Source organism: Pseudomonas sp. ABa2 (genome assembly GCF_056676075.1).
The window spans coordinates 869,283-891,280 of sequence record NZ_CM155239.1; the positions used below are offsets into that span (position 1 = coordinate 869,283).

Sequence of the window (21,998 nt, forward strand, 5' to 3'; positions counted from 1 at the left end):
TTATTGACCGTTCTGGATGTCCACGACCACCTGGTACAGATCCGCGCTGGCCGGGGCCTGGCGCAGACGTTCGCGGACGTCCTGGCGATCGAGCATGCTGGCGATCTGGCGCAGCAGTTCGAGGTGGGCGTCGGTGGCCGCTTCCGGCACCAGCAGGACGAACAGCAGGTCGACCGGGGCGCCGTCGATGGCGTCGAAGTCCACCGCGGTGTCCAGGCGCAGCACCGCGCTGATCGGCGCGCTGCAGCCGGCCAGGCGACAGTGGGGAATGGCGATGCCGTTGCCGAAGCCGGTGGAGCCGAGCTTCTCGCGGGCGATCAGGCTTTCGAAGATGTCCTGGGCATCCAGGTCGGGCAGGTCGCGTGCCACCAGATTGGCGATCTGTTCGAGCACGCGTTTCTTACTGCCGCCCGGCACGTTCACCAGGGAACGGCCGGGGGTCAGGATGTTTTCAAGTCGGATCATGGATGGGGAATGTCAGCGGGCCGTGGCGCCTTGCAGGCGTTCGAGCTGCTTTTCCTTGTGCTTGATGAGTTGACGGTCGAGTTTGTCGGCCAACAGGTCGATGGCGGCGTACATGTCTTGGTGTTCGGCGTTGGCGACGACCTCGCCGCCGGCGACGTGCAGGGTAGCTTCGATCTTCTGCTTGAGCTTCTCGACCTCCATGGTCACCTGAACGTTGGTGATCTTGTCGAAGTGGCGTTCCAATCGGCCGAGTTTCTCGCCGATATAGTCACGCAGGGCGTCGGTCACATCCAGCTGGTGTCCACTGATGTTGACTTGCATACCGCTTTCTCCTTGTTGCCTTGTGTAAGAGGCGGGTCCTATGCGACCCGCCGCCGGAACACTTTGGCTTGGAAGCGAGAGGCTTCCAATCGATCTGGCCTACATCAGTCGCTTGCGCTCGCTGGAGGGCGCTATGCCGAGGGATTCGCGGTACTTAGCGACTGTCCGACGGGCGACTTGGATGCCTTGTGCCTCCAGTAAACCAGCGATCTTGCTGTCGCTCAACGGCTTTTTCGCGTTTTCTGCGGCAACCAGTTTTTTGATGATGGCGCGGATCGCGGTGGACGAGCATTCGCCCCCCTCGGCGGTGCTGACGTGGCTGGAGAAGAAGTATTTCAGCTCGTAAATGCCGCGCGGGGTGTGCATGAACTTCTGCGTGGTGACCCGCGAGATGGTCGACTCGTGCATGCCCACCGCCTCGGCGATATCGTGCAGCACCAGGGGCTTCATCGCCTCGTCGCCGTAGTCGAGGAAGCCGCGCTGGTGCTCGACGATCTGCGTGGCGACCTTCATCAGCGTCTCGTTGCGGCTCTGCAGGCTCTTGATGAACCAGCGCGCTTCCTGCAGCTGGTTGCGCATGAAGGTGTTGTCGGCGCTGGAGTCGGCGCGTTTGACGAAGCCGGCGTACTGCGGGTTGACCCGCAGGCGCGGCATGGCCTCCTGGTTCAGCTCCACCAGCCAGCGGTCGTTGTGCTTGCGCACGATGACGTCGGGCACCACGTATTCCGGCTCGCTGGACTCGATCTGCGAACCCGGGCGCGGGTTGAGGCGCTGGATCAGGTCGATGACCTGCTTGAGCTCGTCTTCCTTGAGCTTGCTGCGGCGCATCAGCTGGGCGTAGTCGCGGCTGCCGAGCAGTTCAAGGTAGTCGCCGACCACGCGCTGGGTCTCGCTCAGCCAGGGCGTGCCGGCGGGCAACTGGCGCAGTTGCAGCAGCAGGCATTCGCGCAGGTCGCGGGCGCCGATGCCGGCCGGCTCGAACTGCTGGATGCGGTGCAGCACCACTTCCACCTCGTCCAGTTCGACGTCCAGCTCGGGGTCGAAGGATTCGGCGACTTCCTCGAGGCTTTCTTCCAGGTAGCCGTCGTTGTTGATGCAGTCGATCAGGGTGGCGGCGATCAGTCGATCCTTGTCCGACATCGGAGCCAGATTCAGTTGCCAGAGCAGATGACTGTGCAGACTCTCACCATTGGAGGTGCGGGTGGTGAAGTCCCACTCGTCGTCGTCGTTGCTCGGCAGGCTGCTGGCGCTGGTCTGGTAGACGTCTTCCCAGGCGGTATCGACCGGCAGCTCGTTGGGGATGCGTTCGCCCCATTCGCCCTCTTCCAGGTTGTCGACCGTGGGGGTCGTTTCCTGGTAGCTGTCTTCCTTGCTCGGGGTGGGCGCGGCGCTTTCCGCGCCGTCGGCCATGGGGTCGCTGTTGTCGAAGTCGTCGCCGTCTTCCTGGCGCTCGAGCATGGGGTTGGACTCCAGTGCCTCCTGGATTTCCTGTTGCAGGTCCAGGGTCGACAGTTGGAGGAGGCGGATAGCCTGTTGCAGCTGCGGGGTCATCGTCAGCTGCTGGCCCATCTTGAGGACTAGCGATGGTTTCATTGCAGACCTTAATTCACCGGCGGGTTACGCCTTCCACTACAGGGCGCCGCGGCGCCACCAGGAAGCAAATTATATGCCTGAACTTCTCGGCTTTGCCTAGGGCTTGCCATATTTCTGTAGTGAAATAGCGGGCGAGCTACAGGCGGAATTCGTGGCCCAGGTAAACCTCTTTCACCGTCTGGTTGGCGAGGATGGTCTCGGCGTCGCCCTCGGCGATCAGCTGGCCGTCGTTGACGATGTAGGCGGTTTCGCAGATATCCAGGGTCTCGCGCACGTTGTGATCGGTGATCAGGATGCCGATGCCCTTGGTCTTGAGGTGGTGGATGATCTGCTTGATGTCGCCCACCGAGATCGGGTCGACGCCGGCGAAGGGCTCGTCGAGCAGGATGAACTTGGGGTTGGTGGCCAGGGCGCGGGCGATTTCCACGCGGCGGCGCTCGCCGCCGGACAGGCTCATGCCGAGGCTGTCGGCGATGTGGTGGATGTGGAATTCCTGCAGCAGGTTTTCCAGCTCCGCCTGGCGGCCGGCGCGGTCCAGGTCCTTGCGCGTCTCGAGGATGGCCATGATGTTGTCGGCCACCGACAGCTTGCGGAAGATCGAGGCTTCCTGCGGCAGGTAGCCGATCCCGGCGCGGGCGCGGCCGTGCATGGGTTGGTGGCTGACGTCGAGGTCGTCGATGCGCACGCGGCCCTGATCGGCGCGCACCAGGCCGACGATCATGTAGAAGCAGGTGGTCTTGCCGGCGCCGTTGGGGCCGAGCAGGCCGACGATCTGCCCGCTCTCGATGCTCAGGCTGACGTCGCGGACGACCTGGCGGCCCTTGTAGCTCTTGGCCAGGTGTTGGGCTTTGAGAATGGCCATTACTGCTGTGCCTGCTGGTCCGCGGGTTTGTTCTTCGGCTGGATGATCATGTCGATACGCGGGCGCGGCACGCTGACGTTGGTGCCCGTGGCACGGCCGGCGTTGACGATCTGGCGCTGGGTGTCGTAGACGATCTTCTCGCCCTCGAAGGTGTTGCCTTCCTGGATCACCTTGGCCTGGTCGATCAGCACGATGCGTTCGTTGCTGGCGAAATACTGGATGGTCAGGCCGTAGGCCTTGACGATTTCCTTGTCCGCCGCCGGCTTTTGCTCGTAGTAGGCCGGTTTGCCTACCGAGGTGAACACGTCGATGTCGCCGCTGGCGGTCTGGGTGATGGTCACGGTGTCGCCGGTGATCTTCAGGGTGCCCTGGGTGATGATCACGGAGCCGCGGTAGACCGCCACGCCCTGCTTGTCGTCCAGCTCGGCGCTGTCGGCCTGGATGCGGATCGGCTGCTCGCGGTCGGACGGCAGGGCCCAGGCCGCCGCGCTTCCCAATGCGGCGCCGAGGCTGAGAATCAGGGGGAGGGTGTTAACGAACCTCATGCTGGCCTCTTACGTTGGACTGCAGGAGCATCCTGCCGTCGTTCAAGTACGCTTTCATTCCTTGTGCCGTGGTCACCCCGTTGGCCGCGACGATTCTAACGGCTTGCTCGGTCTGCGCATATTCCTTGTCAGGAATCACGGTCATGCGGCTGCTGGTGATGATGGTCGGGCGGCCCTCGGCGTCGGTGCGGGCGATGCGCACGTCGTCGATGAGTTCCACCTCGACGCCGCCGGGGGAGACCTCGGCGCGCTGGCTGGTGACCTTCCACGGCAGTTCGCTGCCGCGGTACAGGTCGAGCTTGGGCATGCTGACCAGGGTGATGTCGCTGGCCTTGACGTGTTCGAGCTTGTCCGCGGTCATGCGGTAGTGCAGCTTGCCGTCGTCCTGGAACTGCACGGTGCGCGCGCCGACCACGTAGAAGTCCACGGCGTTGTCGCTGTCTGCCGGCTGGGCCTGGCGGTCGCCGTCGGGGGCGATGTTCCAGTAGCCGAGCGCCGCGACCAGGGAGGCGATCAGGGCGAAGATCAGGTAGTTGAGGGCTTTACGCTGCATGCTGTGCTCTACAGGTAGGCGGCTTGGGCCGCATCCAGCGTGCCCTGGGCACGCATGATCAGTTCGCAGAATTCCCGCGCCGCGCCGTCGCCGCCGCGCGCCTGGGTCACGCCATGGGCATGCTCACGGACGAAGGCGTCGGCGCTGGCCACGGCCATGCCCAATCCGACCCGGCGAATCACCGGAAGATCCGGCAGGTCGTCACCCAGGTAGGCGACCTGCTCGTAGCTTAGGCCCAGTTCGGCGAGCAGGCCGTCGAGCACCACGAGTTTGTCCTCGCGGCCCTGGAACAGGTGCTGGATGCCGAGATTGTTGGCGCGGCGCTCGACCACCGGGGTCTTGCGCCCGCTGATGATCGCGGTGCGCACGCCGGAGGCGATCAGCAGTTTGATGCCGTGGCCGTCCAGGGTGTTGAAGGTCTTGAACTCGCTGCCGTCCTCGAGGAAGTACAGGCGGCCATCGGTGAGCACGCCGTCGACGTCGAAGATCGCCAGCTTGATCGCGCGGGCGCGGCGCAACAGGTCGTTCATCACATCACCCCCGCGCGCAACAGGTCGTGCATGTTCAGCGCGCCGACCGGTTGGTCCTGCTCGTCGACCACCACCAGGGCGTTGATCTTGTGGTCTTCCATGATTTTCAGCGCCTCGGCGGCGAGCATTTCGGCGCGGGCGGTCTTGCCGTGCGGGGTCATCACCTCGTCGATCAGCGCCTGGCGCACGTCGATGCCCTTGTCCAGGGTGCGGCGCAGGTCGCCGTCGGTGAAGATGCCGGCCAGGCGGCCGTCGTCTTCCAGCACCACGGTCATGCCCAGGCCCTTCTGGGTCATTTCCAGCAGGGCGTCGCGCAGGCTGGTGCCGCGGTTCACCCGCGGCAAGGCTTCGCCTGCGTGCATGACGTTTTCCACCTTGAGCAGCAGGCGCCGGCCGAGGGCGCCGCCGGGATGGGAGAAGGCGAAGTCTTCGGCGGTGAAGCCGCGCGCTTCCAGCAGGGCGATGGCCAGGGCGTCGCCGAGCACCAGGCTGGCGGTGGTGGACGAAGTCGGCGCCAGGTTCAGTGGGCAGGCCTCCTGGGTGACGCGGGCGTCGAGATTGACTTCGGCGGCCTTGGCCAGCGGCGAGTCCGGGTTGCCGGTCATGCTGATCAGGCGAATGCCGAGGCGCTTGATCAAGGGCAGCAGGGTGACGATCTCGGCGGTGGAGCCAGAGTTGGACAGGGCCAGAACGATGTCGTCGCGGGTGATCATGCCCATGTCGCCGTGGCTGGCCTCGGCCGGGTGGACGAAGAACGCCGTGGTGCCGGTGCTGGCCAGGGTGGCGGCGATCTTGTTGCCGATATGCCCGGACTTGCCCATGCCGACCACTACCACGCGGCCCTGGCAGGCCAGGATCAGCTCGCAGGCCTTGACGAAATTGGCGTCGATGCGGGGCAGCAGCTCTTGCACCGCCTCGATTTCGAGGCGGATGGTGCGCTGCGCGGAATCTATCAGGTCGCGGGTCTGGTTCATGCTCGGCGAGGCTGTCGGACGAAAAAGACGGGGATTATAGCGGGAAAGGGCGCCGCGCTCACCTGTCCTGATCGCCTGGCGAACGCCAATGCTGTCGCAAGTCTGAACGCCGGACGGCGCCGCTCTTGGGCGGCATCGGCGGCAAATGCTATAGTCCGCGGCCATTTCGGCTCGTCTTGCAGGCGCGTGTCCCCGCTTCGGGAGGCGGCGTCTGCCAGGAAGGCTTGATTTTCAAGGAGTTCAGATGAGCGCCGAGCACGATTACGCGATCGAGTTGCAGGGCGTCAGTTTTCAGCGCGGTTCGCGGGATATCTTCGACAATGTCGATATCCGCATTCCGCGCGGCAAGGTCACCGGCATCATGGGGCCGTCCGGTTGCGGCAAGACCACCTTGCTGCGCCTGATCGCCGCCGAGCTGCGGCCGTCCGCTGGCGATGTCCGGGTGGGTGGCGTTAGCCTGCCGAAGCTGTCGCGCGACGAGCTGTTCGACATGCGCAAGCAGATGGGCGTGCTCTTCCAGAGCGGCGCCCTGTTCACCGACCTCGACGTGTTCGAGAACGTGGCCTTTCCGCTGCGCGTGCACACCCAGCTGCCGGACGAGATGATCCGCGACATCGTGCTGATGAAGCTGCAGGCGGTCGGCCTGCGCGGCGCCATCGAGCTGATGCCGGACGAGCTGTCCGGCGGCATGAAAAGGCGCGTGGCGTTGGCCCGGGCGATTGCCCTGGACCCGCAGATCCTGCTGTACGACGAGCCGTTCGTCGGCCAGGACCCCATCGCCATGGGCGTGCTGGTGCGCCTGATCCGTCTGCTCAACGACGCCCTGGGCATCACCAGCGTGGTGGTGTCACACGACCTGGCGGAAACCGCGAGCATCGCCGACTACATCTATGTGGTCGGTGATGCGCAGGTGCTCGGCCAGGGCACGCCGGCCGAGCTGATGGAGTCGGATAACCCGCGCATCCGCCAGTTCATGAAGGGCATTCCGGATGGCCCGGTGCCGTTCCATTTCCCGGCGCCGGATTATCGCGACGATCTGTTGGGGAAAAATTGATGCGTAGAATTGCTCCGCTCGAACGGCTGCGCCTGTTCGGTCGTGCGGGTATCGATGTGGTGGCGACCCTGGGGCGCTCGGTGCTGTTTCTGCTGCACGCCTTGCTCGGCCGCAACGTCGCCGGCAAGCCGTTTCAGCTGCTGGTCAAGCAACTGTTCGCCGTCGGCGTGATGTCGCTGGCGATCATCGTCGTCTCCGGCGTGTTCATCGGCATGGTGCTGGCCTTGCAGGGTTACAACATCCTGGTCGACTACGGTTCCGAGCAGGCGGTGGGGCAGATGGTCGCCCTAACCCTGTTGCGCGAGCTCGGCCCGGTGGTCACCGCGTTGCTGTTCGCCGGGCGCGCCGGTTCGGCGCTGACCGCCGAGATCGGCAACATGAAGTCCACCGAGCAGCTGTCGAGCCTGGAGATGATCGGCGTCGATCCGCTCAAGTACATCATCGCGCCGCGCCTGTGGGCCGGCTTCATCTCCATGCCGCTGCTGGCGATGATCTTCAGCGTGGTCGGCATCTGGGGCGGGGCGATGGTCGCCATCGACTGGCTGGGGGTGTACGAAGGCTCGTTCTGGGCCAACATGCAGAACAGCGTTTCCTTTCATGACGACGTGCTCAACGGCGTGATCAAGAGCGTCGTCTTCGCCTTCGTGGTCACCTGGATCGCCGTGTTCCAGGGCTACGACTGCGAGCCCACGTCCGAAGGCATCAGCCGCGCCACCACGCGCACCGTGGTGTACGCCTCGCTGGCCGTGCTCGGCCTGGATTTCATTCTGACCGCTTTGATGTTTGGAGATTTCTGATGCAAAACCGCACGCTGGAGATTGGTGTCGGCCTGTTCCTTATGGCCGGTCTGCTGGCCCTGCTGCTGCTGGCCCTGCGCGTCAGCGGCCTGAGCGTCGGCAGCGCGGCCGATACCTACAGGGTCTACGCCTATTTCGACAACATCGCCGGGCTCACCGTGCGCGCCAAGGTGACCATGGCCGGGGTGACCATCGGCAAGGTCACCGCCATCGACCTGGATCGCGACAATTACTTGGGCCGCGTGACCATGGAGCTGGAAGGCCGGGTGGACAACCTGCCGGAGGACTCCACCGCGTCGATCCTCACCGCCGGCCTGCTCGGCGAGAAGTACATCGGCATCAGCGTCGGCGGCGAGGAGGCGGTGCTGAAAGACGGCGGCACCATCCACGACACCCAGTCGGCGCTGGTGCTGGAAGACCTGATTGGCAAATTCCTGCTCAATTCGGTCAATAAAGACGAAGCCAATTGATGAGGGGCCGATCCATGCTCAAGACCTTGCGTAATTCCCTGCTCGCGCTGCTCGCCGCCATGCCGCTGCTGGCACTGGCCGCGCCCAGCGCCCACGAGGTGGTGCAGCAGACCACCGACACCCTGCTGGCCGATCTCAAGGCCAACAAGGAGCAGTACCGCAGCGATCCGGCGGCCTTCTACCAGGCGCTCAACGACATCCTCGGCCCGGTGGTGGACGTCGACGGCATCTCCCGCGGGGTGATGACCGTGCGCTACTCGCGCCAGGCCTCGCCCGAGCAGATGGCGCGCTTCCAGGAGAACTTCAAGCGCAGCCTGATGCAGTTCTATGGCAACGCCCTGCTCGAATACAACAACCAGGACATCCGCGTGCTGCCGGTGGCCGGCCAGCAGGACCCGCAGCGCGCCGCGGTGAACATGGAGATCAAGGACGGCAAGGGCGTGGTCTATCCGCTGTCCTACACCATGGTGGCGCAGGACGGCACCTGGAAGCTGCGCAACGTGATCATCAACGGCATCAACGTCGGCAAGCTGTTCCGCGACCAGTTCGCCCAGTCCATGCAGAACAATCGCAACGACCTGGACAAGGTCATCGACACCTGGGCCGATACCGTGGCCAAGGCGCGCGAAGCCAAGGGTGAGTCGTGAGTCAGGCGAGCATCGATGAGCGCGCACCGGGCCAGCTGCAGCTGGCCGGCGTGCTCGACTATTCCACCGGTCCCGCCCTGCGCGAGCGGGGCGCGCGGCTGATCGCCGCTAGCAGCGCGGCGCAGTTGCTGGTCGACTGCGCCACGGTGGAGAAATCCAGCAGCGTCGGTCTGGCCCTGCTGCTGGCCTTCCTGCGCGACGCCCAGGCAGCGGGCAAGACGCTGGTCATCGGCGGCCTGCCCGCGGACATGCGCGAGATCGCCCAGGTCTGCGGCCTGCTGGAGCTGTTGCCGCTGCAGGACGCGGGCAGCGCCGGCTGACGGCGCAGCGAGGGGCGCAAGCGCCGAATGGCGCACAAACCCTCCGTCAGCGCTGCCTCATGCGGGGTTCGCAGGCGGGGGGCTTTTTTGTATGATGGCCGACCCGCGGGCGCAGGTAGCCCGATATGCGTCAATCGAGGTCGAGCATGCAGGCTGCAGAAGTGAAAAGCCTCCTAGAGGAAAAACTCCCGAATACCCAGGTGGAAGTCGAAGGCGAAGGCTGCAACTTCCAGCTCAACCTGATCAGCGACGAACTGGCCGCTCTCAGCCCGGTCAAACGCCAGCAGCAGATCTATGCCCACCTCAATGCCTGGATCGCCGATGGCAGCATCCACGCCGTGACCATGAAATTCTTCAGCCAGGCCGATTGGGCCGCGCGTTCCTGAGCCTGCGGGCGACGAGACTCCTATGGACAAACTGATCATTACCGGCGGCGCTCGCCTCGATGGCGAAATCCGCATTTCCGGGGCGAAGAACTCCGCCCTGCCGATCCTCGCGGCGACCCTGCTGGGCGACGCCCCGGTGACCATCTGCAACCTGCCGCACCTGCACGACATCACCACCATGATCGAGCTGTTCGGCCGCATGGGCATCGAGCCGGTGATCGACGAGAAGCTGTCGGTGGAAGTCGACGCGCGTTCGATCAAGACCCTGGTCGCGCCCTACGAGCTGGTCAAGACCATGCGAGCCTCGATCCTGGTGCTCGGGCCCATGGTCGCGCGCTTCGGCGAAGCCGAGGTGGCCCTGCCCGGCGGCTGCGCCATCGGTTCGCGCCCGGTCGACCTGCACATCCGCGGCCTCGAGGCCATGGGCGCACAGATCGACGTGGAAGGCGGCTACATCAAGGCCAAGGCGCCGGAAGGTGGCCTGCGCGGCGCGCACTTCTTCTTCGACGTGGTCAGCGTTACCGGCACCGAGAACATCATGATGGCCGCGACCCTGGCCAAGGGTCGCAGCGTGCTGGAAAACGCCGCGCGCGAGCCGGAAGTGGTCGACCTGGCCAACTGCCTGAACGCCATGGGCGCCAAGATCCAGGGCGCCGGCACCGACACCATCGTCATCGACGGCGTCGAGCGCCTGCACGGCGCGCGCTTCAGCGTGATGCCCGACCGCATCGAGACCGGCACCTACCTGGTGGCCGCGGCCATCACCGGCGGTCGGGTCAAGGTCAAGGACGCCGACCCCTCGACGCTGGAGGCCGTGCTGGCCAAGCTGCAGGAAGCCGGCGCCGAGATCAGCACCGGTCCGGACTGGATCGAGCTGGACATGAAGGGCAAGCGACCCAAGGCGGTCAACCTGCGCACCGCGCCCTATCCGGCCTTCCCCACCGACATGCAGGCGCAGTTCATCGCCCTCAATGCGGTGGCCGAGGGGACCGGCACAGTGATCGAAACGGTGTTCGAGAACCGCTTCATGCACGTCTACGAGATGCTGCGCATGGGCGCCAATATCCTGGTCGAAGGCAACACCGCCATCGTCACCGGGGTAGAGCAGCTCAAGGGCGCACCGGTCATGGCCACCGACCTGCGCGCCTCGGCCAGCCTGGTGCTGGCGGCGCTGATGGCCGAGGGCGACACCCTGATCGACCGCATCTACCACATCGACCGTGGCTACGAGTGCATCGAAGAGAAGCTGCAGCTGCTCGGCGCCAAGATTCGCCGCGTACCGGGCTAAGCGCTCGCGTCCACTGCCGTATGGCCGCTCCTTGTCGGAGTGGCCGTTGCCGTTCAAGGAAACCGCTCCATGCTGACCATCGCCCTGTCCAAAGGCCGCATCCTCGACGACACCCTGCCGCTGCTGGCGGCCGCGGGCATCGAGCCGACCGAGAACCCGGACAAGAGCCGCAAGCTGATCATCCCCACCACCCAGGATGACGTGCGCCTGCTGATCGTACGCGCCACCGACGTGCCGACCTATGTCGAGCACGGCGCCGCGGATCTCGGCGTGGCCGGCAAGGACGTGCTGATGGAGTACGGCGGCCAGGGCCTGTACGAGCCGCTGGACCTGCAGATCGCCCAGTGCAAGCTGATGACCGCGGGCAAGGTCGGTGCGCCGGAGCCGAAAGGGCGCCTGCGCGTGGCCACCAAGTTCGTCAATGTCGCCAAGCGCTACTACGCCGAGCAGGGTCGTCAGGTCGACATCATCAAGCTGTATGGCTCGATGGAGCTGGCACCGCTGGTGGGCCTGGCCGACAAGATCATCGACGTGGTCGACACCGGCAACACCCTGCGCGCCAACGGTCTGGAGCCGCAGGAGCTGATCGCCACCATCAGCTCGCGGCTGATCGTCAACAAGGCCTCGATGAAGATGCAGCACGCCCGTATCCAGGCGCTGATCGAGACCCTGCGCGGCGCCGTCGAGGCGCGACATACCAGCTGACATCCCGCAGCCTATCCGTGTCATAGCCAAATTCTCAGGTGCCCGCACGGTGGGCTTGCTACTCTAGCGGCGCCTGAGATTTGCCATTACACGAGGCTTTGCCATGACCGCTCCCATTGCTGTTCGCCGACTCAACGCCGCTGACCAGGACTTCGCCCGACACCTGGATCATCTGCTGAGCTGGGAGAGTGTGTCCGACGATGGCGTCAACCAGCGCGTGCTGGAGATCATCCAGGCCGTGCGCGAGCGGGGCGATGCCGCGCTGGTCGAATACACCCAGCGTTTCGATGGCCTGGAGGTCGCCAGCATGGCCGACCTGATCCTGCCGCGCGAGCGCCTGGAACTGGCCCTCGAACGTATTTCCCCCGCGCAGCGCCAGGCGCTGGAAGTCGCGGCCGAGCGCGTGCGCAGCTACCACGAGCGGCAGAAACAGGATTCCTGGCGCTACAGCGAGGCCGACGGCACCGTGCTGGGGCAGAAGGTCACCCCGCTGGATCGTGCCGGCCTGTACGTGCCGGGCGGCAAGGCTTCCTATCCATCCTCGGTATTGATGAACGCCATCCCGGCCAAGGTCGCCGGCGTGCCCGAGGTGGTGATGGTGGTGCCGACCCCGCGCGGCGAGATCAACGAGATCGTCCTGGCCGCGGCCGCCATCGCCGGCGTCGACCGCGTGTTCACCATCGGTGGGGCCCAGGCCGTGGCGGCGCTGGCCTATGGCACCGAGAGCGTGCCGCCGGTGGACAAGATCGTCGGCCCGGGCAACATCTACGTGGCAACCGCCAAGCGCCACGTGTTCGGCAAGGTCGGCATCGACATGATCGCCGGGCCCTCGGAAATTCTCGTGGTCTGCGACGGCCAGACCGATCCGGACTGGATCGCCATGGACCTGTTCTCCCAGGCCGAGCACGACGAGGACGCCCAGTCGATCCTGGTCAGTCCCGATGCCGCCTTCCTCGACCGCGTCGCCGAGAGCATCGAGAGGCTCTTGCCGAGCATGGAGCGTGCCGAGATCATCCGCACCTCGCTGGAAGGCCGTGGCGCGCTGATCCAGGTGACCGACATGGCCCAGGCCATCGAGGTGGCCAACCGCATCGCCCCCGAGCACCTGGAACTGTCGGTGGCCGACCCGGAGGCCTGGCTGCCGCAGATTCGTCATGCCGGCGCGATCTTCATGGGGCGCTACACCGCCGAGGCGCTGGGCGATTACGTCGCCGGCCCCAACCACGTGCTGCCCACTTCCGGCACCGCGCGCTTCTCTTCGCCGCTGGGGGTGTACGACTTCCAGAAGCGCTCGTCGATCATCTTCTGCTCGCCGGACGGCGCCTCGGAGCTGGGCAAGAGCGCCTCGGTGCTGGCCCGCGGCGAGTCGCTGACCGCCCATGCGCGCAGCGCCGAGTACCGGATCAAAGGCTGAATGTAGGATGGGTTGAGCGCAGCGATACCCATCAAAAACGCAACGAATTCGAGGAGAGAAGGGCAGATGAGCAAGTTCTGGAGCCCCTTCGTCAAAGACCTGGTGCCCTACGTGCCGGGCGAGCAGCCCAAGCTGAGCAAGCTGGTCAAGCTCAACACCAACGAGAACCCCTACGGCCCGTCGCCCAAGGCCATCGCCGCGATGCAGGCCGAGCTGAACGACAACCTGCGCCTGTACCCGGACCCCAACGGCGAACGCCTGAAGCAGGCGGTCGCCGACTACTACGGCGTGAGCACCGCCCAGGTGTTCGTCGGCAACGGCTCCGACGAGGTGCTGGCGCACGCCTTCCACGGTCTGTTCCAGCACGGCAAGCCGCTGCTGTTCCCGGATGTCACCTACAGCTTCTACCCGGTCTACTGTGGCCTGTACGGCATCGAGTTCGAGGCGCTGCCGCTCGACGATGCCTTCCAGATCCGCATCGAGGATTACGCCCGGCCCAATGCCGGCATCATCTTCCCCAACCCCAACGCGCCGACCGGCTGCCTGCTGGCGCTCGACGCCATCGAGCGGCTGCTGCAGGTTAATCCGGATTCGGTGGTGCTGGTGGACGAGGCCTACATCGATTTCGGCGGCCAGAGCGCCATCGCCCTGGTCGACCGCTACCCGAACCTGCTGGTCACCCAGACCCTGTCCAAGTCGCGCTCGCTGGCCGGGCTGCGCGTGGGCATCGCGGTCGGCCACCCGGAGCTGATCGAAGCGCTGGAGCGGATCAAGAACAGCTTCAACTCCTACCCGCTCGATCGCATGGCCATCGCCGGCGCGGCGGCGGCGTTCGAGGATCGTGCCTACTTCGAGCAGACCTGCCAGCAGGTGATCGCCAGCCGCGAGGCGGTGGTCGCCGGGCTGCAGGGCCTGGGTTTCGAGGTGCTGCCGTCGGCCGCCAACTTCGTCTTCGCCCGCCACCCGGACAAGGACGCCGCCACCCTGGCCGCCGGCCTGCGCGAGCAGGGCGTGATAGTGCGTCACTTCAAGCAGCAGCGCATCGCCCAGTTCCTGCGCATCAGCATCGGTGCGCCGGAGCAGAACCAGGCGCTGCTCGACGCCCTGCAGGGGCTGTAAGCGCCGCCGGAGGCAATTCGGGAACGCCGCGCTCGGCCCCGGATTGCATCCGGGCCAGGATTCTGTGCGGCAGGTGAAACCCCGCCGCCGGCCAGGGTGGCTGCACCCGGCCGCCGATTCGTTAGCCGATCACTCCATAACCCCGCGCCAGCAGCGCCGCCAGTAGCGGCAGCAGCAACAGCAGCAGCAACTCCAGGCGAATGCACCAGGTCACCAGGACGATCTGCCGGGCGCTGGGTTCCGGCACCCGGCCGGTCTTGAGCGCCGGGCGCCAGTTGAGGAAGACCACGGTAGGCAGGATCGACAGCAGGCCGACCAGAATGAACAGCCCCACCTTGGCGTGGAACAGGCTGTTGTGCAGGTAGTAGGCCCAGCCCTTGCCGTACCACAGCACCCGCGCGAGGCCAGTGAGCAGCACCAGGCCGGCGCAGATACCGTAGGCCAGGTCGGTGAGCATCAGGCTGCGCGCGCGGCGCAGATCCAGCGGCGCCTTGAACAGCACATGCTCGACGCTGAGCAGGGCGAACAGGGCGAAGATCGCCAGAAAGTGCAGATAGGCGACGAGTGCGGCGGCCATCGAGTGCTCCTTGCGGGTTATTGATCGGTTGCGGCGAGTTCGCCGCGCTTGGCCCGGTACAGCGCCTGGTCGGTGCGCTGCAGGGCCTGTTGGCGCTGGGCTTCGTTGTGTGGCAGCTCAGCGCTGAGCAGGGGCGGTCTCTCCTGCTGGCGGTGGGGCGAACCAGCGGTCGCGACGACTCAAGTGCCAAGCATAGCCAGCCAGCACCAGGCTTCGCAGCCCCATGAAGGCGAGAAAGGCCAGCCACAGGCCGTGGTTGCCCAGCGCCTGCAGCGCCCAGCCCAGCGGCAGGGCCAGCGCCAGGGCGATCAGCATGGCGTCGCGCATCTCCCGCGCCCGGGTGGCGCCGATAAACAGGCCGTCGAGCAGGTAGCTCCACACCGCCAGCAACGGCAGCAGCGCCAGGTAGGGCAGGTACTGCAGTGCGGTGTCGCGCACCGCGGCGATATCGGTCTGCAGGCCGATGAACCAGTGTCCGCCGAACAGGAAGAACAGGGCGAAGCCGAGGCTGGCCAGCAGCGACCAGGCCCCGGCCACCAGCAGCGAGCGGCGCAGCGCGGCGCGGTCGCGGGCGCCGAGGGCATGGCCGCACAGCGCCTCGACCGCATGGGCCAGGCCGTCGAGGGCGTGGGCGGTGAGCAGCAGGCCGTTGAGCAGCAGGGCGTTGGCCGCCACCGTGGCGTCGCCCAGGCGGGTGCCCTGCACGGTGATGAGGAAGAACACCAGCTGCAGCGCCAGGGTGCGGATGAAGATGTCGCGGTTCACCGCCAGCAGCGGCCGCCAGTTGCGCCAGCGCTTCAGCGCCGCGCGCTCGAACTGCCCGGGGTAGCGCGTCAGGGCACGGCGCGTCAGCCACAGGCCGAGCAGGGCGGCGCTCCATTCGGCGATCACCGAGGCCCAGGCCGCGCCGGCCACGCCCCACTGCAGGCCGAGCACGAACCACAGGTCCAGGGCCACGTTGAGCAGGTTGGCGGTGAGCAGAATCGCCAGCGGCCCACGCGCGTTTTGCGTGCCCAGCAGCCAGCCGACCAGGGCGTAGCTCGCCAGGGCCGCGGGCAGGCCGAACAGGCGGATCTGGAAATACTCGCGGGCCAGCGCGTCGAGTGCCGCCGATGGCCGCATCAGACCCAGCGCGACGCCGCTGAAGGGGATCGCCAGCACGGCCAGCAGCAGCGCCAGCAGCACGCCGAGCAGCAGGCCCTGCAGCAGCACCTGGCGCAGCGCGCCGCCGTCGCCGCGGCCGGCGGCCTGAGCGGCGAAGCCGGTGCTGCCCATGCGCAGAAAGCCCATGGCCCAGGTCAGCAGGGTGTAGAGGCTGCCGCCCACCGCCACCGCCGCCAGCTGGTGGGCGTGCGGCAGGTGACCGACCACGGCGCTGTCGACCAGCGCCACCAGCGGCACCGACAGGTTGGAGAGAATCATTGGCGCGGCCAGGGCCCAGACCCGGCGCTGGGTCGGGGTGTGGCGCCAGGCGTCGAGCAGGGCGGACATGGGCGGCTCCGGCAAAGCGGCGATTATAGGCGGCGTTAGTACCTTTGCTGCTATGGCCGTCTGGTCATAGCAGCAACCGCACCTTCGCCTGCCTGCCGGTCTGGCTAGACTTTTTTCAGGGCCAGTCAACCAAGCGTCGCCGCGGCGACCGAGGAGGTGGATCATGCGTATGGCCGAAACCCTGGAGCGCCATCTGCAGCGGGCGCATTGCGACTACAAACTGATCGAGCACGAGCCCTCGGCCACCAGCCTGGAGGCGGCGCGCAAGGCGCACATTCCTGCTGCGCGCATGGCCAAGCCGGTGATCCTCGACGACCGCCGCGGCCACTACCTGATGGCCGTGCTGCCGGCCAACCGCAAGCTCGACCTGGACAAGGTGCGCAAGGGCAGCCAGCGCTGGCAACTGAGCGGCGAGCAGAACCTGGTCGGCCTGTTCAAGGACTGCCAGCGCGGCGCGGTGCCGGCGCTCGGCGCGCTGTATGGCCTGGACATGCTGATCGACCCGCAACTGGCGCGGCTGGCGGACGTCTACCTGGAGGCCGGCGACCACGAGAACCTGGTGCATATGTCGATGGACGACTTCTTCACCCTGGCGCCCAATGCCGAGGTCTGCGAGCTGTGCCATTGAACCGCGGCTGAAATCGTCGTCGTGCTTGGGCCAGGGAGCTGTGCGCGGCTTGGCGCTTTCGCCGCCGCGCCTCCTCCCTGGGTAGGCGCTCGGCTATAGTTGGGGTTCTCTGCGCCCCCCTATACCGGAGCCCGCAATGCCGAACAAAGGACTGCTTCTGGCCCTCGCCCTGAGCCTGCTCAGCGCCTGCGATTCATCCCAGGACCCCGCCACCGTCACCAGCACCGCGCCCGCGGCCGAGCAGCAGCGCCCGCCGCAGCCGGCGGTGGATCGCGCCGCGCTGGCCGCGCGCCATGCCGGCCGCGAACTGGAGGTGGTCGACGTGTCCGAGGTGCAACTGGACGGCGCCAGCGCGTTGTCGGTGACCTTCTCCGTGCCGCTCGATCCCGACCAGCTCTTCGCCGAGCGCCTGCACCTGGTCGACAGCAAGGACGGCAAGGTCGACGGCGCCTGGGAACTGTCCGAAAACCTGAGCGAACTGCGCCTGCGCCACCTGGAGCCCAAGCGCAAGCTGGTGCTGACCATCGACGCCGGCCTGCGCGGCATCAATGGCGCCAAGCTTGCCGCCGAGCACGTCAGCCGCCTGGAGACCCGCGACCTGCAGGCCAGCGTCGGTTTCGCCAGCCGCGGCTCGCTGCTGCCGACCCGCCTGGCCGAGGGCCTGCCGGTGATCGCGCTGAACGTCGACAAGGTCAACGTCGAGTTCTTCCGCATCAAGCCCGAGGCGCTGCCGGGCTTCCTCGCCCGCTGGGGGCGCAGCAGCAACCTCGACACCTGGGAGGCGCGCGAGCTGCTGCCGATGGCCGAGCTGGTCTACGGCGGACGTTTCGACCTCAACCCGGCGCGCAACACGCGCGAGACCCTGCTGCTGCCGATCGCCGGCCTGGAGCCGTTCAAGCAGCCCGGGGTGTACCTAGCGGTGATGCGCGAGGCCGGCAGCTACAGCTATTCGCAGCCGGCGACGCTGTTTTCCCTGAGCGACATCGGCCTGTCCGCGCACCGCTACCGCGACCGTCTCGACGTCTTCACCCAGGCCCTGGAAGGTGGCCAGGCGCAGGCCGGGGTACAGCTCGAGCTGCTCGATGGCGACGGCGCGCTGCTCGCCGAGGGCAAGACCGACGCCGCCGGTCACGCCCAGTTGCCGCTGCCGGCCAAGGCCCAGTTGCTGCTGGCCAAGCAGGGCGAGCAGACCAGCCTGCTGCGCCTCAATGCACCGGCGCTGGACCTGGCCGAGTTCGATATCGCCGGGCCTAAGGCGCATCCGCTGCAGCTGTTCGTGTTCGGCCCGCGCGACCTCTATCGCCCCGGCGAGACGGTGCTGCTCAATGCCCTGCTGCGCGACGCCGACGGCAAGCCGGTCAAGGCCCAGCCGGTGAGCGTCGAGGTGCGCCGGCCGGACGAGCAGGTCAGCCGCAAGTTCGTCTGGACGGCGGACGAGGGGGGCCTCTACCAGTACCAGCTGCAGCTGGCCGAGGAGGCGCCCACCGGGCGCTGGCAGCTGCTGCTCGACCTCGGCGACGGCAGCCCGCAGCTGTACGAGTTTCTCGTCGAGGACTTCCTCCCCGAACGCCTGGCCCTGGAACTCAAGGGCCGCGAGCAGCCCTATGCGCCGGGCGACAATCCCGAGTTCGCCGTGACCGGCCGCTACCTCTACGGCGCGCCGGCCGCCGGCAACCGCCTGACCGGCCAGCTCTACGTGCGGCCGCTGCGCGAGGCGGTGGCGAGCCTGCCGGGCTACCAGTTCGGCGACGTCACCGAGGCCGATCTGACTCAGGATCAGGAACTCGACGAGATCAGTCTCGACGACCAGGGCCGCGCCGTGCTGCGCCCGGAAAACCGCTGGGGCGAGGCCAAATCGCCGCTGCGCCTGATCCTCCAGGCCAGCCTGCAGGAATCCGGCGGCCGGCCGATCACCCGGCGCATCGTCCAGCCGGTATGGCCGGCCGAGCGTCTGCCGGGGCTGCGCGGGCTGTTCGACGGCGAGGAGGTGGATGCCGACAGCCTGGCCGAGTTCGAGCTGCTGGTGGCCGATGCCGCCGGCAACAAGCTGGCCGCCGACGACCTGACCGTGCGCCTGGTGCGCGAGCGCCGCGACTACTTCTGGAGCTTCTCCGACGGTGAGGGCTGGCGGCACAACTTCAACGAGAAGTTCCTCACCCTCAGCGAGGAGCCGCTGAGCATCGAGGCCGGCGGCACCACCAAGGTCAGCTTCCCGGTGGAGTGGGGCCCCTACCGGGTCGAGCTGGTGGACAACCGCACCGGCCTGCTCAGCAGCCTGCGCTTCTGGGCCGGCTACCGCTGGCAGGACAACGCCGAGGGCGGCGCGGTGCGTCCCGACCAGGTCAAGCTGGCGCTGGACCAGCCGGCCTACGCCGCGGGCGATGTGGCCAGGATCAGCGTCACCCCGCCGGCCGCCGGCAGCGGCTACCTGCTGCTGGAATCCAGCGAGGGACCGCTGTGGTGGCAGGAAATCAGCGTGCCGGCGGCAGGCAAGACCTTCGAGCTGCCCATCGACCCGGCCTGGGCGCGTCACGACCTGTATCTCAGCGCCCAGGTGGTGCGCCCCGGCGAGCGCAAGGCGCAGGTCACGCCCAAGCGCGCCGTCGGCCTGCTGCACCTGCCGCTGCAGCGTGCGCCGCGCCAGCTGGCGCTGACCCTCGAGGCGCCGGAAAAGATGCGACCCAAGCAGCCGCTGAAGGTCAAGGTCAGTGCGCGCAACGCCGACGGCAGCATCCCCGAGAAAGTGCGGGTGCTGGTCGCCGCGGTGGATGTCGGCATCCTCAATATCACCGATTACGCCACCCCCGATCCCTTCGCCAGTTTCTTCGGGCGCAAGGCCTACGGCGCCGATCAGCTGGACGTCTACGGCCAGCTGATCGAGGGGCAGGGCCGCCTGGCCAGCCTGGCCTTCGGCGGCGACGCCGGGCTGGCCGCCGGCGGCAAGCGCCCGGACACCAGCGTGCTGATCGTCGCCCTGCAGAGCGAAGCGCTGCAGCTCAGCGAGCAGGGCGAGGGCGAAGTCAGCCTGGATATTCCCGACTTCAACGGCGAGCTGCGCCTGATGGCGCAGGCCTGGAGCGACGAGCGCTTCGGCATGGCCGAGGCCAAGACGCTGGTCGCCGCGCCGCTGATCGCCGAGCTGTCGATGCCGCGCTTTCTCGCTGGCGGCGACGAAACCAGCCTGGCGCTGGATTTGACCAACCTCTCCGGCGCCGAGCAGCAGCTCGACGTACGGGTGGACGTGGATGGCCAGCTGCGCCTGCTGCAGCGCGGCGAGGCGCCGATCCAGCTGGCCGACGGCCAGCGCACCACCCTGCGCATCCCGGTGCGCGCCGAGGGCGGCCTGGGCCAGGGGCGTATCCATGTCGAGGTGCAGGGTCTGGCGCTGCCGGGTGAGGAACTCGGCGACTTCAGCCGCGAATGGACCCTGGGCATTCGCCCGGCCTATCCGGCGCAGCTGCGGCATTTCCGTGCGGTGCTCGGCGAGGGCGAGCCCTGGAGCCTGCCGGCCGGCAGCCTGGCGGCGTTCGAGCCGGCCGGGCTGGAAGCGCTGCTGGCGCTGTCGAGCCGGCCGCCGCTGAACCTCGGCGAGCAGATCCGCGCGCTCAAGGCTTACCCCTACGGCTGTCTGGAGCAGACCACCAGCGGCCTCTACCCCTCGCTCTACGCCGACGCCGCCAGCCTCGAGCGTCTCGGCCTGGCAGGCGAGCCGGACGAGCAGCGCCGCAAGAGCATCGAACTGGGCATCGAACGTCTGCTCGGTATGCAGCGGCACAGCGGCGGCTTCGGCCTGTGGAGCGCCGAGAGCGAGGAGGAATACTGGCTCACCGCCTATGTCACCGATTTCCTCCTGCGTGCCCGCGAGCAGGGCTTCGGCGTGCCGGCCGAGGCGCTGAAGAAGGCCAGCGACCGCCTGCTGCGCTACCTGCAGCAGAGCAGCCTGATCGAGGCCAGCTACAGCGAGGACTTCGCCCACACCCGTTTCGCCGTGCAGGCCTACGCCGGCTACGTCCTGGCGCGCAGCCAGCAGGCGCCGCTGGGCGCGCTGCGCAGCCTGTTCGAGCGGCGCAGCGAGGCGCGTTCCGGTCTGCCGCTGGTGCAGCTGGCGGCTGCTTTGACGCTGATGGGCGACGCGCCGCGCGGCGAGCAGGCTCTGGCCCAGGGCCTGATCCAGCCGCGCGACGGCGAGCGCTGGATGGCCGACTACGGCAGCGCGCTGCGCGACCAGGCGCTGATCCTCGCCGTGCTGGAGGAACACGACCTGGCCGCCGGCCAGCGCGAGCAGCGGCTGTTCGACCTGGCCGACGAGCTGGCCGGCCAGCGCTGGCTGTCGACCCAGGAGCGCAACGCCCTGTTCCTCGCCGGTCGCGGCCTGCTCGGTCAGCCGGAACAGCCCTGGCGCGCTGCGCTTTCCAGTGGTGCCTTCCAGTTCGAACTGAGCGAGCGGCAACCGGGCATCAAGCTGGAGCGCGGCGAGCTGGCCGAGCCGCTGAGCGTCAGCAATGCCGGCAGCGCCAAGCTCTACCAGCAACTGACCCTGTCCGGCTACCCGGTGCAGCCGCCGGCGGCCGGCGGCGACAACCTCAGCATCGAGCGCGAATATCTGGGCATGGACGGCCGCCCGCTCGACCTGCAGCGGCTGACCAGCGGCGAGCTGGTGCTGGTGCACCTGGCGGTGCGCGCCAAGCAGCGCGTGCCCGATGCCCTGGTGGTGGACCTGCTGCCCGCCGGCCTGGAGCTGGAAAACCAGAACCTGGCGCAGAGCGCGGCGAGCCTCGACGACGCCGGCAGCCAGGTCAAGGAATGGCGCCAGGCGATGCAGAACGCGCGGATCAAGCACCAGGAATACCGCGGCGACCGCTACGTGGCGGCGCTGGACGTGGACGGCTACGGCACCACCCACCTGCTCTATCTGGCCCGCGCGGTGACCCCGGGCAGCTACCGCGTACCGCCGCCGCAGGTGGAGTCGATGTACCGGCCGAGCTGGCAGGCGCTGGGCAGTGCGCCGGCGTCTCTGGTGGTGGAGGAGAGGTGAAGCCTACCCTAGCCCTGCTCCCATAAGCGGGGGCAAGGCTGGTGAGCGGATGGCAGGGGCCGCTCATCCGCCGGCTATCGCTTGGCCGGCGCTGGTTCGGCGACCGCAACAGCGTGTGGCTCTCGTCGGCAAGCGTGGACGTGGTTTCGCCCTATCATGTGGAAGCGTTGCTGACCTACGAGGGCCGCTAGCCGCGCCCGCATCTCGGATCATCCCGCTGGCGC

General features: G+C 67.3%; 22 protein-coding genes. 12 read left to right on the forward strand and 10 right to left on the reverse strand.

Annotation, left to right across the window (positions count from 1 at the left end; translation table 11 throughout):
* The 8 genes from ptsN to AC1G9C_RS04245 form a co-directional block, all read right to left on the reverse strand.
* Complete coding sequence (gene ptsN / locus AC1G9C_RS04210; protein ID WP_021445580.1) at window positions 1-465, reverse strand: PTS IIA-like nitrogen regulatory protein PtsN; 465 nt, start codon at window positions 463-465, stop codon at window positions 1-3.
* 12 nt (window positions 466-477) lie between these two features.
* Complete coding sequence (gene hpf / locus AC1G9C_RS04215) at window positions 478-786, reverse strand: ribosome hibernation-promoting factor, HPF/YfiA family (protein ID WP_003242873.1); 309 nt, start codon at window positions 784-786, stop codon at window positions 478-480.
* Window positions 787-885: 99 nt separating this feature from the next.
* Window positions 886-2,379 (reverse strand): RNA polymerase factor sigma-54, encoded by a 1,494-nt coding sequence (locus AC1G9C_RS04220; protein ID WP_397497925.1) that lies wholly within the window; start codon window positions 2,377-2,379, stop codon window positions 886-888.
* A gap of 136 nt (window positions 2,380-2,515) precedes the next feature.
* Window positions 2,516-3,241 carry an LPS export ABC transporter ATP-binding protein gene (gene lptB, locus AC1G9C_RS04225; protein ID WP_021445578.1) on the reverse strand — a complete coding sequence of 242 codons (726 nt, stop codon included), beginning with the start codon at window positions 3,239-3,241 and terminating at the stop codon, window positions 2,516-2,518.
* Window positions 3,241-3,786: a lipopolysaccharide transport periplasmic protein LptA gene (gene lptA / locus AC1G9C_RS04230; RefSeq protein ID WP_122109014.1), complete on the reverse strand. Its 546-nt coding sequence runs from the start codon at window positions 3,784-3,786 to the stop codon at window positions 3,241-3,243. Before lptA ends, lptB begins: the two co-directional genes overlap by 1 nt.
* Entirely contained in the window at window positions 3,773-4,339 is a 567-nt protein-coding gene (lptC, locus tag AC1G9C_RS04235; RefSeq protein ID WP_480409537.1) for an LPS export ABC transporter periplasmic protein LptC, read from the reverse strand. The genes lptA and lptC overlap by 14 nt, the downstream gene beginning before the upstream one ends.
* A gap of 8 nt (window positions 4,340-4,347) precedes the next feature.
* Window positions 4,348-4,869, reverse strand: a complete 522-nt coding sequence (locus AC1G9C_RS04240; protein ID WP_021445575.1) for a KdsC family phosphatase — start codon at window positions 4,867-4,869, stop codon at window positions 4,348-4,350.
* Window positions 4,869-5,843: a KpsF/GutQ family sugar-phosphate isomerase gene (locus AC1G9C_RS04245; protein WP_021445574.1), complete on the reverse strand. Its 975-nt coding sequence runs from the start codon at window positions 5,841-5,843 to the stop codon at window positions 4,869-4,871. The genes AC1G9C_RS04240 and AC1G9C_RS04245 overlap by 1 nt, the downstream gene beginning before the upstream one ends.
* Before the next feature lie 244 nt (window positions 5,844-6,087).
* On the opposite strand from AC1G9C_RS04245, the gene AC1G9C_RS04250 reads away from it, so the two are divergent.
* The 10 genes from AC1G9C_RS04250 (at window position 6,088) to hisC (ending at window position 14,043) form a co-directional block, all read left to right on the forward strand.
* Entirely contained in the window at window positions 6,088-6,897 is an 810-nt protein-coding gene (locus tag AC1G9C_RS04250; protein ID WP_397497926.1) for an ATP-binding cassette domain-containing protein, read from the forward strand.
* The gene (gene mlaE, locus AC1G9C_RS04255; RefSeq protein WP_457787954.1) at window positions 6,897-7,694 is read left to right on the forward strand and encodes a lipid asymmetry maintenance ABC transporter permease subunit MlaE; all 798 of its coding nucleotides are present in this window, start codon (window positions 6,897-6,899) and stop codon (window positions 7,692-7,694) included. Before AC1G9C_RS04250 ends, mlaE begins: the two co-directional genes overlap by 1 nt.
* Window positions 7,694-8,164, forward strand: coding sequence for an outer membrane lipid asymmetry maintenance protein MlaD (gene mlaD / locus AC1G9C_RS04260; RefSeq protein ID WP_021445571.1), 471 nt, complete (start codon window positions 7,694-7,696; stop codon window positions 8,162-8,164). Before mlaE ends, mlaD begins: the two co-directional genes overlap by 1 nt.
* Window positions 8,165-8,178: 14 nt before the next feature.
* Window positions 8,179-8,811: an MlaC/ttg2D family ABC transporter substrate-binding protein gene (locus tag AC1G9C_RS04265; protein WP_397497928.1), complete on the forward strand. Its 633-nt coding sequence runs from the start codon at window positions 8,179-8,181 to the stop codon at window positions 8,809-8,811.
* Window positions 8,808-9,131 (forward strand): STAS domain-containing protein, encoded by a 324-nt coding sequence (locus tag AC1G9C_RS04270; protein WP_457787953.1) that lies wholly within the window; start codon window positions 8,808-8,810, stop codon window positions 9,129-9,131. The genes AC1G9C_RS04265 and AC1G9C_RS04270 overlap by 4 nt, the downstream gene beginning before the upstream one ends.
* A gap of 146 nt (window positions 9,132-9,277) precedes the next feature.
* Window positions 9,278-9,517 (forward strand): BolA family protein, encoded by a 240-nt coding sequence (locus AC1G9C_RS04275; RefSeq protein ID WP_003459267.1) that lies wholly within the window; start codon window positions 9,278-9,280, stop codon window positions 9,515-9,517.
* 22 nt (window positions 9,518-9,539) lie between these two features.
* A complete protein-coding gene (gene murA / locus AC1G9C_RS04280) occupies window positions 9,540-10,805 on the forward strand; it encodes a UDP-N-acetylglucosamine 1-carboxyvinyltransferase (RefSeq protein WP_397497930.1) in 1,266 nt (421 codons plus the stop codon).
* A 69-nt stretch (window positions 10,806-10,874) separates the two neighbouring features.
* Window positions 10,875-11,510, forward strand: a complete 636-nt coding sequence (gene hisG, locus AC1G9C_RS04285) for an ATP phosphoribosyltransferase (RefSeq protein WP_021445567.1) — start codon at window positions 10,875-10,877, stop codon at window positions 11,508-11,510.
* A 103-nt stretch (window positions 11,511-11,613) separates the two neighbouring features.
* The gene (gene hisD / locus AC1G9C_RS04290) at window positions 11,614-12,924 is read left to right on the forward strand and encodes a histidinol dehydrogenase (protein WP_021445566.1); all 1,311 of its coding nucleotides are present in this window, start codon (window positions 11,614-11,616) and stop codon (window positions 12,922-12,924) included.
* 66 nt (window positions 12,925-12,990) lie between these two features.
* On the forward strand, window positions 12,991-14,043 hold the full coding sequence (hisC, locus tag AC1G9C_RS04295) for a histidinol-phosphate transaminase (RefSeq protein WP_480409538.1): 1,053 nt from the start codon (window positions 12,991-12,993) through the stop codon (window positions 14,041-14,043).
* Between the two features lie 121 nt (window positions 14,044-14,164).
* Here the strand turns inward: hisC and AC1G9C_RS04300 are convergent, their stop codons facing one another.
* Together AC1G9C_RS04300 and AC1G9C_RS04305 are read right to left on the reverse strand one after the other, a co-directional pair.
* Window positions 14,165-14,620, reverse strand: a complete 456-nt coding sequence (locus AC1G9C_RS04300; protein ID WP_122109021.1) for a DUF2214 family protein — start codon at window positions 14,618-14,620, stop codon at window positions 14,165-14,167.
* A 117-nt stretch (window positions 14,621-14,737) separates the two neighbouring features.
* The gene (locus AC1G9C_RS04305; protein ID WP_480409539.1) at window positions 14,738-16,111 is read right to left on the reverse strand and encodes an MATE family efflux transporter; all 1,374 of its coding nucleotides are present in this window, start codon (window positions 16,109-16,111) and stop codon (window positions 14,738-14,740) included.
* 163 nt (window positions 16,112-16,274) lie between these two features.
* Between AC1G9C_RS04305 and AC1G9C_RS04310 the strand changes: the two genes are divergently transcribed.
* Both AC1G9C_RS04310 and AC1G9C_RS04315 read left to right on the forward strand, forming a co-directional pair.
* Entirely contained in the window at window positions 16,275-16,739 is a 465-nt protein-coding gene (locus AC1G9C_RS04310) for an aminoacyl-tRNA deacylase (RefSeq protein ID WP_021445651.1), read from the forward strand.
* A gap of 136 nt (window positions 16,740-16,875) precedes the next feature.
* A complete protein-coding gene (locus AC1G9C_RS04315) occupies window positions 16,876-21,774 on the forward strand; it encodes an alpha-2-macroglobulin family protein (protein ID WP_480409540.1) in 4,899 nt (1,632 codons plus the stop codon).
* The last annotated feature ends 224 nt before the right edge of the window (window positions 21,775-21,998 follow it).